9 protein-coding genes and 2 rRNA genes are annotated in these 13,899 nt (G+C 67.2%); 4 read left to right on the top strand and 7 right to left on the bottom strand.

From position 1 onward, the window contains the following. The first annotated feature begins 254 nt into the window (after positions 1-254). Entirely contained in the window at positions 255-3,473 is a 3,219-nt protein-coding gene (putA, locus tag AC10QF_RS18845; protein ID WP_065186705.1) for a bifunctional proline dehydrogenase/L-glutamate gamma-semialdehyde dehydrogenase PutA, read from the top strand. 119 nt (positions 3,474-3,592) lie between these two features. Here putA and AC10QF_RS18840 read toward each other — a convergent pair whose 3' ends face one another. The 3 genes from AC10QF_RS18840 to AC10QF_RS18830 form a co-directional block, all read right to left on the bottom strand. After that, complete coding sequence (locus AC10QF_RS18840) at positions 3,593-4,666, bottom strand: AAA family ATPase (protein WP_494542677.1); 1,074 nt, start codon at positions 4,664-4,666, stop codon at positions 3,593-3,595. Beyond that, positions 4,653-5,252 (bottom strand): nicotinamide riboside transporter PnuC, encoded by a 600-nt coding sequence (gene pnuC / locus AC10QF_RS18835; RefSeq protein WP_061480368.1) that lies wholly within the window; start codon positions 5,250-5,252, stop codon positions 4,653-4,655. The genes AC10QF_RS18840 and pnuC overlap by 14 nt, the downstream gene beginning before the upstream one ends. A 134-nt stretch (positions 5,253-5,386) precedes the next feature. Further along, complete coding sequence (locus AC10QF_RS18830) at positions 5,387-6,814, bottom strand: outer membrane protein transport protein (protein WP_005414995.1); 1,428 nt, start codon at positions 6,812-6,814, stop codon at positions 5,387-5,389. A gap of 227 nt (positions 6,815-7,041) precedes the next feature. On the opposite strand from AC10QF_RS18830, the gene AC10QF_RS18825 reads away from it, so the two are divergent. After that, positions 7,042-7,734, top strand: a complete 693-nt coding sequence (locus AC10QF_RS18825; RefSeq protein ID WP_053498727.1) for a rhomboid family intramembrane serine protease — start codon at positions 7,042-7,044, stop codon at positions 7,732-7,734. A 60-nt stretch (positions 7,735-7,794) separates the two neighbouring features. On the opposite strand, the gene AC10QF_RS18820 is transcribed toward AC10QF_RS18825, so the two are convergent. Both AC10QF_RS18820 and AC10QF_RS18815 read right to left on the bottom strand, forming a co-directional pair. Next, complete coding sequence (locus AC10QF_RS18820) at positions 7,795-9,255, bottom strand: S41 family peptidase (RefSeq protein ID WP_065197303.1); 1,461 nt, start codon at positions 9,253-9,255, stop codon at positions 7,795-7,797. A 108-nt stretch (positions 9,256-9,363) separates the two neighbouring features. Then, positions 9,364-10,662: a murein hydrolase activator EnvC family protein gene (locus tag AC10QF_RS18815; protein ID WP_033834985.1), complete on the bottom strand. Its 1,299-nt coding sequence runs from the start codon at positions 10,660-10,662 to the stop codon at positions 9,364-9,366. A gap of 95 nt (positions 10,663-10,757) precedes the next feature. Here AC10QF_RS18815 and AC10QF_RS18810 point away from each other — a divergent pair, with 95 nt between their 5' ends. Continuing rightward, the gene (locus AC10QF_RS18810) at positions 10,758-11,420 is read left to right on the top strand and encodes a DUF4097 family beta strand repeat-containing protein (RefSeq protein WP_494542676.1); all 663 of its coding nucleotides are present in this window, start codon (positions 10,758-10,760) and stop codon (positions 11,418-11,420) included. Positions 11,421-11,506: 86 nt separating this feature from the next. Beyond that, on the top strand, positions 11,507-13,216 hold the full coding sequence (locus AC10QF_RS18805; RefSeq protein WP_069140026.1) for a M28 family metallopeptidase: 1,710 nt from the start codon (positions 11,507-11,509) through the stop codon (positions 13,214-13,216). Positions 13,217-13,530: 314 nt separating this feature from the next. Here the strand turns inward: AC10QF_RS18805 and rrf (AC10QF_RS18800) are convergent. Both rrf (AC10QF_RS18800) and rrf (AC10QF_RS18795) read right to left on the bottom strand, forming a co-directional pair. Then, a 5S ribosomal RNA gene (gene rrf, locus AC10QF_RS18800) occupies positions 13,531-13,645 on the bottom strand. A gap of 131 nt (positions 13,646-13,776) precedes the next feature. Beyond that, positions 13,777-13,891 (bottom strand): 5S ribosomal RNA (gene rrf, locus AC10QF_RS18795). Between the last annotated feature and the right edge of the window lie 8 nt (positions 13,892-13,899).

Here is a 13,899-nt window from a genome sequence, read left to right as displayed (position 1 = left end):
GCGGGAAACGTCTCGATGGTAGCCCCGCCCTCTCGCCGGTAGCAAGGGTGCATTCACACTTTTTCCGATGCTGCAACACAGCATGCGGTCGGCGGCACGGATGACGAATTCAGCACAAACATCGCCGGGTTTGCTGAACACGCCGAATCCACCACCGTTAGTGGCTATCAGCCCTTCATGAAGGTGTCTGCGTGGCACTTCCGAAGGCCTCAAAAATGATTAAAATCGCCAAGTTTTCCACTGGCCGGACCGGCATGAACGCACCTTCCTCCTCCCCTGCCGCCCACGACGCCCCGCGTCCGGGCGCGCTGCTGTCGCCGGAACTGCCGGCGCCCCCCAACCCGTTCCGCCAGGCCATCACCGATGCCTGGTTGAAGGACGAGGCCAGCCACGTCCGCGAGCTGCTGGCGCAGGCGCGCCTGCCCGCCGAGGAACAGGCCAGGGTGCAGGCGCTGGCCGCCGACCTGGTCGGCCGCGTGCGCGTGCGTGCCAAGGACCAGGGCGCGATCGAAGCCTTCATGCGCCAGTACGACCTGGGCAGCGAGGAAGGCGTGCTGCTGATGTGCGTGGCCGAAGCGCTGCTGCGTATTCCGGACCAGGACACCGCCGACAAGCTGATCCGCGACAAGCTGGCCGATGCCGACTGGGAAAAGCACCTGGGCGGCAGCGACTCGGTGCTGGTCAATGCCTCCACCTGGGGCCTGATGCTGACCGGCAAGCTGGTGCAGATGAACGACGCCACGCGCGCCGATGCGCCCAGCGCATTCAAGCGCCTGGTCGGCCGCGTCGGTGAGCCGGTGGTGCGCCTGGCCGTGCGCCAGGCGATGAAGATCATGGGCCACCAGTTCGTCATGGGCCGCACCATCAGCGAAGCGCTGGCGCGCTCGCACAAGGGCGACAACGCCAGCTACCGCTACTCGTTCGACATGCTCGGCGAAGGCGCGCTGACCATGAAGGACGCGCTGCGCTACCTGGAAGACTACCGTCGTGCGATCCACGCCATCGGCGGCGATCACAAGGCCCGCGGTGGCCGTCCGGACGGCGACGTCAACAACGCGCCGGGCATCTCGATCAAGCTGTCGGCGCTGTACCCGCGCTACGAGCACGCCAAGCGCGAGCGCGTGCTGAAGGACCTGGTGCCGGGCGTGCTGGAACTGGCACAGCTGGCCAAGAGCTACGGCATCGGCTGCACCGTCGACGCCGAAGAGTCCGACCGCCTGGAACTGTCGCTGGACATCATCGAGCAGGTGTTCTCCGACGCCTCGCTGGCTGGCTGGGATGGCTTCGGCGTGGTCGTGCAGGCCTACCAGAAGCGCACGCCGTACACGATCGACCACCTGGCCGACATGGCACGCCGTGCCGGTCGCCGCCTGCAGGTGCGCCTGGTCAAGGGCGCCTACTGGGATGCCGAGATCAAGCGCGCGCAGATCGAAGGCTACCCGGGCTACCCGGTGTTCACCCGCAAGCAGAACACCGATGTGTCCTACCTGGCCTGCGCCAAGCGGCTGTTCACCCATGCGGACGCGATCTACCCGATGTTCGCCACGCACAACGCGCACACCATCGCGGCCGTGCGCAGCATCGCCAACGGCGGCGTGTACGAGCACCAGAAGCTGCACGGCATGGGCGACGACCTGTACGCCGAAGTGGTGCCGGCCGACCGCTTGAACCTGCCCTGCCGCGTGTACGCCCCGGTCGGTTCGCACGAAGACCTGCTGCCGTACCTGGTGCGCCGCCTGCTGGAAAACGGTGCCAACTCCAGCTTCGTCAACCGCATCACCGACGAGCGCGTGCCGATCGCCGACCTGATCCGCGATCCGGTCGAGATGGTCGCTTCGTTCGAATCGATTCCGCATCCCAAGATCCCGCTGCCGGTTGACCTGCTGCGCAGCCAGAACCACGACAGGAAGAACTCCATGGGCGCCAACCTCGCCAACGACAACGAACTGCGCGCCCTGGCCGAGCAGCTCAACGCCGCCGTGAAGCCGTGGCAGGCCTCGCCGCTGGTACCGGGTGCCAACCCGGCCGGCGCCGCGCTGCCGGTGACCAACCCGGCCGACACCCGCGAAGTGGTCGGCCAGTGGCTGGCCGCCGATGCCGCCACCGTGCAGAAGGCCCTGGCCAACGCCGTGGCCGCACAACCGGCCTGGAACCGCACCCCGGCCGCCAGCCGCGCCGCCATCCTCGAACACGCCGCCGACCAGCTGGAAGCGCGCATGCCGGAGTTCATGGCGCTGTGCGTGAAGGAAGCCGGCAAGAGCCTGCCCGACAGCATCGCCGAAGTGCGCGAAGCCGTGGATTTCCTGCGCTACTACGCCAAGCAGGCGCGCGAGCAGTTCAGCCACGCCGAGAAGCTGCCCAGCCCGACCGGTGAATCCAACGAGCTGCAGCTGCACGGCCGCGGCGTGTTCGTCTGCATCAGCCCGTGGAACTTCCCGCTGGCGATCTTCCTGGGCCAGGTCGCCGCCGCACTGGCCGCCGGCAACAGCGTCATCGCCAAGCCGGCCGAGCAGACCAACCTGATCGGCTACTACGCGGTGAAGCTGCTGCACGATGCCGGCGTGCCGGCCGAGGTGGTGCAGTTCCTGCCGGGCGACGGCGCCACCGTGGGTGCGGCGCTGACCGCCGACCCACGCGTGGCCGGCGTGGCCTTCACCGGCTCCACCGAGACCGCCCGTGCGATCAACCGTGCGATGGCCGCGCGTGACGCCGCCATCGGCGTGCTGATCGCCGAGACCGGTGGCCAGAACGCCTTCATCGCCGACTCCTCGGCACTGCCGGAACAGCTGGTCAAGGACGCGATCGGTTCGGCCTTCACCTCCGCCGGCCAGCGTTGCTCGGCCGCGCGCGTGCTGTTCGTGCAGGACGACATCGCCGACAAGGTGATGACCATGCTGGCCGGTGCGATGAAGGAACTGAAGGTCGGCAACCCGGGCCTGCTGTCTACCGACGTCGGCCCGGTGATCGACGCCGACGCGCTGAAGATCCTGCAGGAACACGCCGAACGCATGGACCGCGAAGCGCGCCTGATCGCCGCCGCCGAGCTGTCCGCTGAAACCGCCAACGGCACCTTCTTCGCACCGCGCGCGTATGAACTGAAGGACCTGGGCCAGCTGCACAAGGAAGTCTTCGGTCCGGTCCTGCACGTGATCCGCTGGAAGGGCGACCAGCTCGACGCGGTGATCGACCAGATCAACGCCACTGGCTACGGCCTGACCCTGGGCGTGCATTCGCGCATCGACGAAACCGTTGACCGCATCAGCAACGGCGTCCACGTCGGCAATGTGTACGTCAACCGCAACCAGATCGGTGCAGTGGTCGGCGTGCAGCCGTTCGGTGGCCAGGGCCTGTCCGGCACCGGCCCGAAGGCCGGCGGCCCGCACTACCTGCTGCGCTTTGCCACCGAAAAGACGGTGACGGTGAACACCACCGCCGCCGGCGGCAACGCCTCGCTGCTGACCCTGGGCGACTGATCGTCAGCCTCATGCAGTGAACGAAAAACCCCGCGAACGCGGGGTTTTTTTATGCGTTGCTTCCTGTAGCGCCGAGCCCACGCTCGGCTTTTCCGGCGCGGCCGAGCGTGGGCTCGGCGCTACAGAGGCAGGGCGACACTGAACCGGTTGTCCGCACGCTTCGCCAGCTCGCGCTGTACGCGCGCGATGCGCGTCTCCAGATCGCCTTCCAGCAGCACATGGTCGACGCCCCGCGCCTGCAGCTCGCGCACGTACCACGCATGCTGCTGCGCACGGAATGCTTCCCCCACCCGTGTGCCGTCCTGGTCGAACGGAATATCCGGCGCGCACAGGAACAGCAGGTCATATGGCCGCAATGCAGCCTGCCGCAGTGCCTCCGGCGCCGTACCAGACATCCAGCCGCTGTAGCCCAGCGTCACCAGCGGCGTGGTATCGCAGAACAGCCAGCGATGTGCCCGCCGCGCAGCCTCTTCTTCATGCCGCGGCTGGGTCATCGCGATACGAAGCAGATCGTCCGGCATCAGGTCGCCGCCCTGCTGCTCCCAGAGCGTGCGGCCATACTCCGGCACCCAGGCGGTCTGCAGGCGCTCGGCCATCACCCGCGCCAACGTGGTCTTGCCACTGGACTCGCCACCAATGAAGGCCACGCGCTGCACGTATCCGGCGTACACCTCCGGTGCGAGACCATGGCGGTGCGCATGCGGATCGGCGCGCAGCTGGGTGCCGCACGCCTGCCCGGCGTCCAATGCGCGTTCGAGCCGCTCATGGCGTACCGGCGCACCGAAGTGCGTGGCCAGCGCCTGCGCGAAGCCGTCACCGTAGTCCTCGCCGGTGTACACCGCCTGCACCGGCCCGCCGAACAGGCTCAGGCACAGCCAGGCGGTAAACTCGCGCTGCACGTGCTCGTTGTCGCTGTCCTGCGGCAGCGTGCGCACGGGCAAACCGTGCTGCGTGCACAATGCCGCCAGCCGCGCATCATCGAGCACCGCCACCGTCGCCTGCGGGAAGCGCGCTCGCAGCCAGCGCTCGCGACGCTCGGCGCTGTAGCCTGGGAAACCCGGCTGTGACCAGCCGATCACCAGCAACTGCCGGCAGCGCGTGGCGGCGAAGTCGATCAGGCGTTCGTGGCCGAGGTGCAGCGGGCAGAACTTGCCCACCACCAGGCCGCGCGCGACGCGCTCAGGCGGCGGCATCGGCTGCCTTGGCCTCGGTCCGCATCAGATGGCGCCAATGGCGCAGGGCGACCAGCGCGTTTATCCAGAAACCGATGTAGAGGATCGAGGTCAGATGCAGGCCACGGCTGTAGTACAGCGGCACTGCCACGGTGTTCACCAGCAGCCACACCCACCACGATTCCAGCTTGCGCCGCATCATCAGGATCTGCGCGATCACGCTCAGCACCAGCACCGCCGAATCGATGTAAGGCGCATAGGCGTTGGTCAGTCGGGTCAGCATCCAGCCGTAGCCGAACGTGGCCACCACCGCCAGCGGCGCCAGCCAGGCCCATGCCCGCGGCCGCAGCGCAGTGATCGGCAGCGGCGCGCCATGGTCGCCGCGCAGCCACTGCCACCAGCCCAGCACGCTGATGGCGATGAAGAAGAACTGCAGCACCATGTCCGCATACAGGTGCGAGCGCTCGAACACGGCCGCAAACAATGCGCAGCCGACGATGCCCAGCCACCAGGTGTGCACGTTGTTGCGACCAGCCAGCAGGATCGAGCCGGCGACGGCGATGTTGGCGGCCAGCTCCAGCTGGAAGTTCGGGTCGGACAGGTTCATCGCACCATTGTCGCGTAGATCCACGCCCTGCGTCGTCGGACCAGCAGATCCATGCCATGCGTGGATACCCTCCGCAAAAAGAAAGCCCCGCTTGCGCGGGGCTCTCCTCGTACTGCTTCAGGCAATCGCCCGAATCAGAACTTGTACTGCATCGACGCCGCCAGCACGTCGCCGCTCACCTTGTACTTGCCGGTCACGGTGTTGGCAGTGGCCGAGGTCGAGGTGATGTTCGGATCCTTGGTGAACAGGTGGGTGTAACCCACGCTGTATTCCATCTTGTCCGAAGCGGCGTAGGTCAGGCCCAGCGACAGCCACTTGCGGGTGGTGTCCGGCACGCGCACGTCACGGTGGGCGTCGGTGGTCGGGGTCTGGTCGTACGCCAGGCCGCCACGCAGGGTCAGCTTGTCGTTCACGCGGAAATCGGTACCGATCGACGCGAAGGTGGTGTCGCGGTAGTGGAACGGCAGCACGCTGTCCGGCTGGTTGGAGTCATAGTCGACGGTGACCTGGTCGAACTTGCTCCACGCCGTGCGCGTGACCTCGGCCATGATCTGCCACTGGTCGTTCACGCGGTGGGTGAAGCCCACGGTGGCGCTGGCCGGCAGGGTGATGGTGGCGCGGCCGTTGCTGTCGATGAAGGTACCCGGGGCAGCAGTGGCCAGGAAGGCGGCAGCGTTCTGCGGGATGGTGAAGTCGGCCTTGCCATCGGTGATCTTGTGCTCGACCTTCGAGCGGTAGCTGAAGGCGATGTTGGTGCCTTCCACCGGGGTGACCGTCATGCCCAGGGTGTAGCCGACCGACACTTCGTCGCCCTTGATGCGCAGGTAGCCATCGGCGGTGCCCGGCGAGAAGCCGAGCTGGGCGGCCTGGCGTGCAGCGGCCTGCGACGCCGCCGCAGCCTGGGCTGCGGTGCCGCCTGCAGCCAGCACACGCGCCGCAGCGGTGCGCTGGGCCGTGGCGTTGATCGCGGTGCCGGTATCGACAGCGCTGGTCAGGTCGACGTTCAGGCGCTCGGCGAACACCGAAGCACCGAACGACAGGTACGGGTTGACGTCGTAGGAGAACGCCACGCCCAGGTCGATGGCCTGCAGCTCGGTCTTGACGCCGTTGTAGCGGCCGACCCAGTCGCGGTCGTATTCGGTCTTGAAACCGAACGGCACAGTCAGCGAAGCACCGAAGTGCATGTTGTCGTTCTCGCCGAACGGCACGTGGAAGTACGCGGCCGGAACCGGGGCGATCATGCCGGCGTCGCCGCCGTTGCCACCGGAAATCGGCGCGCCGTTGCCGTACTGGCCCTGGCCGCGGAACTTGGCGCCGAAGCTGATGGCGCTGACGTCGCCCTGGACCAGGGTGCCGTCGAGCAGGCGCATGGAGGCCGGGTTGGTGGCGATGACCGAGGCGTCACCTTCGGTCGAGGTGGAGCCGGCGAACGCGCGGCCCAGGCCCTTGGCGCTGTTTTCCTTCAGCTGGAAGGCGGCAGCATTGGCATCGGCGGCGGCCAGCGCACCGGCAACGCCGACGGCCAGCAGGGTCAGTCGGGCAATGGTGGAAGCGGTTTGCATCGTAGTTCTCTCTCTCCGGTAAGCGGTGATGGTGCTCTGAGTGCGCCTGCGCCCGCCGGGTCCTGGGACCCATCGGAGCGCGCCGGATTCCCCTCCCGACATACGACGCCGTATGCGAGTATTACCCAGACCTGTTAATGAAACAATAACAGCGCAGGCGGTTTTTTCGTCTCAAAAGCTGAACAGGACCATCCCCACCGAAAGTGGCCGCACGCTAGGCTATTGGCATGTTCGTCTCGCTCCCGTCCCGCAAGAAGGCGGCCCTGCGCTGGGCCACGCCCGTGCTGTTCGCGTCATTGTGGCTGGCATTCCTGTGGTCGATCTCGCGTCCGGACGATGCCCGCGGCAGCCTCTGGCTGGACTGGGGCGCGCTGTCCACCGGTCTGACCCACCCGCTGGACTGGTGGGCGACCCTGCAGGACGGCAGCGTGCTGCGGCTGTTCACCGCCCTGTTCCTGCACGCGGACTGGTCGCACCTGCTGGGCAACCTGGTGTTCCTGTTGATCTTCGGCCTGCCCGCCGAGCGGGTGCTGGGACCGTGGCGGCTGCTGCTGCTGTTCCTGGTCGGCGGCGCAGTGTCGAACCTGGTGGCGATCTACACCATGGGCAGCCCGGACCAGATCATCATCGGCGCCAGTGGCGCGGTGTCGGCCCTGATCGGTGCGTATCTGGCCCTGTTCCCGGGCGCGCGGCTGGGCGTGGTGATCCCGCTCGGCCTGTTCCTGGAGTTCGTGCGCGCCCCGGCCTACCTGCTGATCGGCGTCTGGGCGGCGCTGCAAGTGGTGTTCGCCCACATCGGCCCAAGCTTCGGCATGGTGGCCTGGTGGGCGCACATCGGTGGCTTCGTGTTCGGCGTCGTGTACGGGGTCTACGTGCGGGCTGCGATCGCGCGCCGCCTGCGCAAGCGCCACGGCTTCTGATCCAGGTAGAGCCGGCCGCTGGCCGGCTCCACGCTCACCCGCTCGTTCGCAGACCAGGAATCAAGGCTTGGCCGGCACAGGAGCGGGCTTGGCTTCCGGCGTGCTGTCTGCCTTCGGTTCGACCTTCGCCTCCGGCTTGGCTTCGGGCTTCACCGCAGCGGCCTTCGCGGCCTTGGCGGCATCCGCCTTCGCGGCCTCGGCCTTCAACCGTGCGGCCACCGAGCCCGGGTTCTTCAGCTCGGCCAGCGCGTCGTTGATCGGGCCGTCGCCCGGCAGCACCGCACCGGCGTGGTAGCCCTCGGTGCCTTCGTCATCGCCGCGCAGATGGCCCGGCAGTGTCGCTTCGCTGTAATCGCTCAGGCTGGCCGGCAGGGCATCCTCCGCCGGAGTGGCGGCGGGCTTCAACTCAACATCCGGCACGATGCCGGTGGCCTGGATCGACTTGCCGCTGGGCGTGTAGTAGCGCGCGGTGGTCAGCTTCACCGAATCGCCGTTGTCCAGCGGCAGCACGGTCTGCACCGAGCCCTTGCCGAAGGTGCGGCTGCCCACCACGCGGGCGCGCTTGTTGTCGCGCAGCGCGCCAGCCAGCACTTCCGAGGCGCTGGCCGAACCGGCATCGGCCAGTACCACCACCGGTGCGCCCTTCAGCAGGTCGCCCGGGGTCGCGTCGAATCGGGCATCGCTGATGCTGATGCGGCCACGGGTGCTGACGATGTTGCCCTTGTCGAGCAGATCGTCGGCGACCTGCACGGCGGCCGTCAGCAGGCCACCCGGGTTGCTGCGCAGATCCAGCACCAGGCCCTTGAGCTGGCCACCGGACTGCTTCTGCAGCTGCTGCACATGCTTCTGGAAGTCCGAGCCGGTATCGGCCTGGAAGGTGCTCAGGCGGATATAGCCATAGCCCGGCTCGAGCAGGCGGCTGCGCACGCTGGTCACGCGGATGGTCTGGCGGGTCAGGCTGACATCGAACGGCTTCGGCTTGCCATCACGCACGATGGTCAGCACCACCTTGCTGCCGGCCGGGCCACGCAGCGGTTCGCTGGCATCGATCGCGCTGATCGGCTTGCCGTCGATGGCGATGATCAAATCGCCGGCAAGGATGCCGGCCTTGGCTGCCGGCGTGTCGTCGATCGGCGCGATCACCTTCATGCTGGCATTGTCCGGCTGCTGCTGCAGCTCCACGCCGATGCCCTCGTAGGCACCGTTGGCTTGCTCGTCGAAGGCCTGCGCGTCTTCCTTGTTGAAGTAGGTGCTGTGCGGATCAAGGTCGAGCAGCAGGCCACGCACGGCTGACTGCATCAGCTTCTTGTCATCGACCGGGTCGACATAGGCGGCGCGCACCGCGTTGTACACGGCCACGAAACGGCGGATTTCCTCCAGCGGCACCTTCGAGGTCACCGCCTCCTCGCTGTTCGCTGCCTGCCCGCTGGTTTCCGGGCTGGGGGCGGGCGCGGTCTGCTGCGCCCAGGACAGCGCTGGCAACAGGGCCAGCAAGAGGGTGGCGGTACGGGCTGCGCGCATGGATCACTCCTGTCGACGGTGGCATGGTGCCCAAGGCACATGCACCGATTATGCGCGAAGCACAGCTAAATTCCCGTTGAATCCGGCCCGCATCCGGCGGGCCAGGATTCAGCGCCGCTGCAGCCAGCTGTCCGGATTGACCGGCTGCCCGCCACGGCGCAGCTCGAAGTACAGCGCGGTGACGCCCTGGCCGCCGGAATTGCCGACCTTGGCCACCGCATCGCCGCGGCTGACCCGCGCGCCAGCATCCTTCAGCAGGGTGTCGTTATGCGCGTAAAGGCTCATGTAGCCGTTGCCGTGGTCGACGATCAGGATCATGCCGTAGCCGGTCATCCAGTCGGAGAACACCACGGTGCCATCGGCCACGGCCGTGACCGTGCTGCCAGCTGGCGCGCCGATCAGCACACCGCTGCTGGTGCGCCCATCGGGCAGCTTGCCGCCATAGCGGGCCAGCAGGTTGCCGGACAACGGCCAACCCAGGCCGCCGACCTTCGGCGCCGGTGCCGACGCCACCGCAGGTGGAACCTTGGTGGGCGGCGGTGGACGGCCCTGCGCGGCGGCCTGGCGTGCGGCGCGCTCGGCAGCGGCTTTCTCGGCGGCGGCCCGGCGTGCAGCGGCGCGCCGCTCGGCTTCGGCCCGCGCGGCAGCGGCACGCAGGTTGGCCAGCAGCGTTTCCAGTGCCTTGGCGTCCTGGCCCAGTGCCTGTTCCTTCTCACGCTGGTCCTTGAAGCGCTCTTCCAGCGAGGCAACGGTCTTTGCGCGATCGCGGCGGTCCGCTTCCAGGGCGGCTGCCTGCTGTTTCTGGTCCTGCTGCGTCCCCTGCAGCTTCTGCTTGCGCTCGGCGATCTGCGCCTGCAGCGCTTCCAGTTCCTTCAGGTCGGCGGTCAGCGTGGTGATCCGCTGCGCACGCTCGCGCTGCAGGTAGCGATGGTAGGCCAGGGCGCGGTTGGCATCGGCCACCGTGTCCTGCGACAGCAGCAGCTTCAGCGGTGCGTGGTTGCCCAGCTGATATGCCGCGCGCAACAGCCCGGCCAGTTCGCGGTGCTGCTGGGCCAGGTTGCCCTGCAGCGTGCTGCGGCGCTGCTCGGCTTCGGCAAGGGCGCGGCCCTGCTCGCGCAGCGCGGCTTCCGTCTGCGCAAGGGCACGGCCGGTGCGGGCTACCTTCTCGTCGGCCTCGCGCAGTTGTTGCGATGCCTGCCCGCGCTGGCCCTCGATCTGCCGTCGCTCCTGCGCCACGCCCTTCAGTTCGGTTCGCAGTTTCTGCAGCTTGCGCTCGGTCTCGCGGGTGGTCTGCGCACCGCTGGGCAGCGGCAGGGCCAGCGCCAACGCCAGCCCCAGCAGCAGGCAGCGACCGCCGCGGGCAGCGGCGATGTGATGTCGGCGTGATGGGAAGGCGTTGTCGCGCAAGGGCTTTCCAGTGACTTCAGGCAGTTGCGGGGGCTACCGGGGAATGGTGACATCTCCGCACGCGGCCTGCCAGCCGCACATCCATCGAGGTCGCCATGAAAACTCTTTCCATTCCGCTGCTGTTGGGCGTACTGCTGGCCACCGGGCCGGTCTGTGCGCAGGAGAACATCAGCAAGGTCAACGGCAGCATCAGCGCCGAACCCGGTCAACGCTACGGCAAGCTCGACACCGTCAACGGCGGCATCCGCGTCGGCGAAGGCGTCGAGACCGGCAGCATCGACACCGTCAACGGCGGGGTGAAGGTCGCCGACCGCGCGCGCACCGGCAAGATCGAAACGGTCAACGGCGGTGTGCGCCTGGGTCGTGAAGTGATCGCCAGTGGCGGCGTCAGCACCGTCAACGGCAGCATCTTCACTGATCGCGGCAGCCAGATCGAAGGCGGCGTCGAGACCGTCAACGGCGGCATCGGCCTGGTCGAGAGCCGCGTCGGCAAGGACGTGGAGACCGTCAATGGTGACATCACCGTCGGTATCGGTTCGCAGGTCAACGGCGGTGTGCATGTGCGCAAGCCGAACTTCAGTGTCTCGCTGACCGCCAGCCGCAAGCCGCGCGTGATCATCGGCCCGAATGCGGTGGTCACCGGCCCCCTGCAGTTCGAGCGCGAAGTGGTGCTGTACGTGCATCGCTCCGCTCGCATCGGCCCGGTGACCGGCGCCGAGCCAATTCCGTTCGACACCGAAACCGCCCCGGCGGACTGAACCCGCCGGACCTGCCGGTTCGGTGATACTCACTGTTACCGGTCGCGCATCAGGTGCGGCCGCCCTTTGTTCTCCAGGAATCGACGATGCCCCGCAAACTCCTCCTGTGCCTGGCCGCCGCGGCCGCGCTCAGTGCCTGCAAAGGCGAAAACACGCCCGCCGCCGCGCCGGCCACCGACACCGCTGCGGCGAAGCCGGCCGCCCATTCGTTCTCCCCGGAGATCAATGCCGGCGACTTCGCCGAGATGGTCAAGACGCTGGCCTCGGATGAGTTCGAAGGCCGCGCCCCGGGCAGCAAGGGTGAAGAGCTGACGGTCAACTACATCCGCGACCAGATGCAGCGCATCGGCCTGCAGCCCGGCAACGGCGACAGCTGGTTCCAGGATGTGCCGATGACCGAGACCACGGCCGACGAATCGACCGTGCTGAAGATCACCCAGGGCGGCAAGACCACCGAGCTGAAGTTCGGCACCGACATGGTGGTGGGTACCCGTACCGGCCAGGCCGAGGTGAAGGTCGATGCCAGCGACCTGGTGTTCGTCGGCTACGGCGTCGATGCACCGGAGCAGAAGTGGAACGATTACGCCGGCCAGGACTGGAAGGGCAAGACGGTCGTCATGTTCGTCAACGACCCGGGCTTCCATGTCGACGACGAGAAGCTGTTCGACGGCAAGCGCATGACCTACTACGGGCGCTGGACCTACAAGTTCGAGGAGGCCGCGCGCAAGGGCGCCGCTGCTGCACTGATCGTGCACGACACGGCCGGCGCATCCTACGGCTGGGACGTGGTGAAGAACTCCTGGGCGGGCCCGCAATACGACCTGCCGGCCAAGGATGACCCGGAAGCCCGCATTCCAGTGCAGGGCTGGCTGAGCGCCGAGGCGGCCAAGGCCCTGTTTGCCGGTGCCGGACTGGACCTGGCGCAGGCCTACAAGGATGCCAGCAAGCGCGGCTTCAAGCCGGTACCGCTGAAGGCCACCGCAGCGGTCGACCTGAAAAGCCAGATCGCACAGAAGCAGTCCCGCAATGTGGTCGGCGTGCTGCCGGGCAGCAAGCGTGCCGACGAGGCCGTGCTGTACATGGCGCACTGGGACCACCTGGGCAAGCATGAGGGTGAAACCGGCGACAACATCTACAACGGCGCGGTCGACAACGCGACCGGCGTGGCCGGCATTCTCGAAGTGGCCGAAGCCATGGCGCACCAGGACCCGAAGCCGGAGCGTTCGGTGGTGTTCCTGGCGGTGACCCTGGAAGAATCCGGCCTGCTGGGTTCGAAGTACTACGTCGCCCATCCGACCTTCCCGCTGGACAAGATCGCCGGTGTGATCAACATCGATGCGATGTCGGTGGCCGGCCGTGCCAAGGACGTGACCGTCACCGGCTTCGGCAGCTCGGAGCTGGAGGACATCCTCAAGCCGTTGGCCGCCGCCCAGGACCGTACGCTGCACGGTGAGACCTCGGTGCAAAGCGGCTTCTACTTCCGCTCGGATCACTTCAACTTCGCCAAGGCCGGTGTGCCGGCCCTGTACGCCGATGGCGGCGAGGACCTGCGCGAGGGTGGCGTGGAAGCGGGCCGCAAGGCCGCGGCGGACTACGGCGCCAACCGCTACCATGGCCCGAAGGACGAGTTCGACGCGGCCACCTGGAAACTGGACGGCACCGTTGAAGACCTGCAGCTGATGTACGGCGTGGGCAAGGAACTGGCCGGTGGTGATCGTTGGCCGAACTGGTATGCAGGCAACCCGTTCAAGGCGGCCCGCGACGCGATGATGAAGGACAAGGCTTCGGCCAAGTAAAGTCGGGCCATGCTCGACTGAGCACTTGAGAGCAGAGCGGCGCCCCACGGGGCGCCGCTTTTCTTTTGCGTACCGTCGGCGGCAGATCCATGACTGGTGTGGATCTGCCGGTAGTGCCGGCCGCTGGCCGGCAATCGATTGGTAGCGGCCAACCTTGGTTGGCGCAATGCTTCCTCGTGGACGGCATCCACGCATGGCGTGGATCTACCGGGCGATGTAACGCCATCGGGTTGCAGGCCAGCGGCTGGCACTACCTGTATTACTGCGCCCAAAGAAAAACCCCGCTGCGCGAGCAGCGGGGTTTTGGGTGTAAACCCTGGCGATGACCTACTCTCGCATGGCTTGAGCCACACTACCATCGGCGCAGCTGCGTTTCACTTCCGAGTTCGGGATGGGATCGGGTGGTTCCACAGCGCTAATTTCACCAGGGAGACGGTTGCAGCAGCGCTTGCAGCGCCAGCTTCGCGATCTTGCCCTTGGGCGGAAGGTATCCAGAAAAGCAATGCCTTCACTTAATAAGAAAAACCCCGCTGCGTCAGCAGCGGGGTTTTGGGTGTAAACCCTGGCGATGACCTACTCTCGCATGGCTTGAGCCACACTACCATCGGCGCAGCTGCGTTTCACTTCCGAGTTCGGGATGGGATCGGGTGGTTCCACAGCGCTAATTTCACCAGGGAGGCTTT

The sequence above is a fragment of the Stenotrophomonas maltophilia complex sp. Om-AH-Sm3 genome, assembly GCF_059337855.1.
This window is presented reverse-complemented; position numbering and strand designations above follow the sequence as displayed.

Coding starts and splice junctions, on each gene's coding strand:
- putA (WP_065186705.1), top strand. CDS start 255: ATGAACGCACCTTCCTCCTCCCCTGCCGCCCACGACGCCCCGCGTCCG.
- AC10QF_RS18840 (WP_494542677.1), bottom strand. CDS start 4,666: ATGCCGCCGCCTGAGCGCGTCGCGCGCGGCCTGGTGGTGGGCAAGTTC.
- pnuC (WP_061480368.1), bottom strand. CDS start 5,252: ATGAACCTGTCCGACCCGAACTTCCAGCTGGAGCTGGCCGCCAACATC.
- AC10QF_RS18830 (WP_005414995.1), bottom strand. CDS start 6,814: ATGCAAACCGCTTCCACCATTGCCCGACTGACCCTGCTGGCCGTCGGC.
- AC10QF_RS18825 (WP_053498727.1), top strand. CDS start 7,042: ATGTTCGTCTCGCTCCCGTCCCGCAAGAAGGCGGCCCTGCGCTGGGCC.
- AC10QF_RS18820 (WP_065197303.1), bottom strand. CDS start 9,255: ATGCGCGCAGCCCGTACCGCCACCCTCTTGCTGGCCCTGTTGCCAGCG.
- AC10QF_RS18810 (WP_494542676.1), top strand. CDS start 10,758: ATGAAAACTCTTTCCATTCCGCTGCTGTTGGGCGTACTGCTGGCCACC.
- AC10QF_RS18805 (WP_069140026.1), top strand. CDS start 11,507: ATGCCCCGCAAACTCCTCCTGTGCCTGGCCGCCGCGGCCGCGCTCAGT.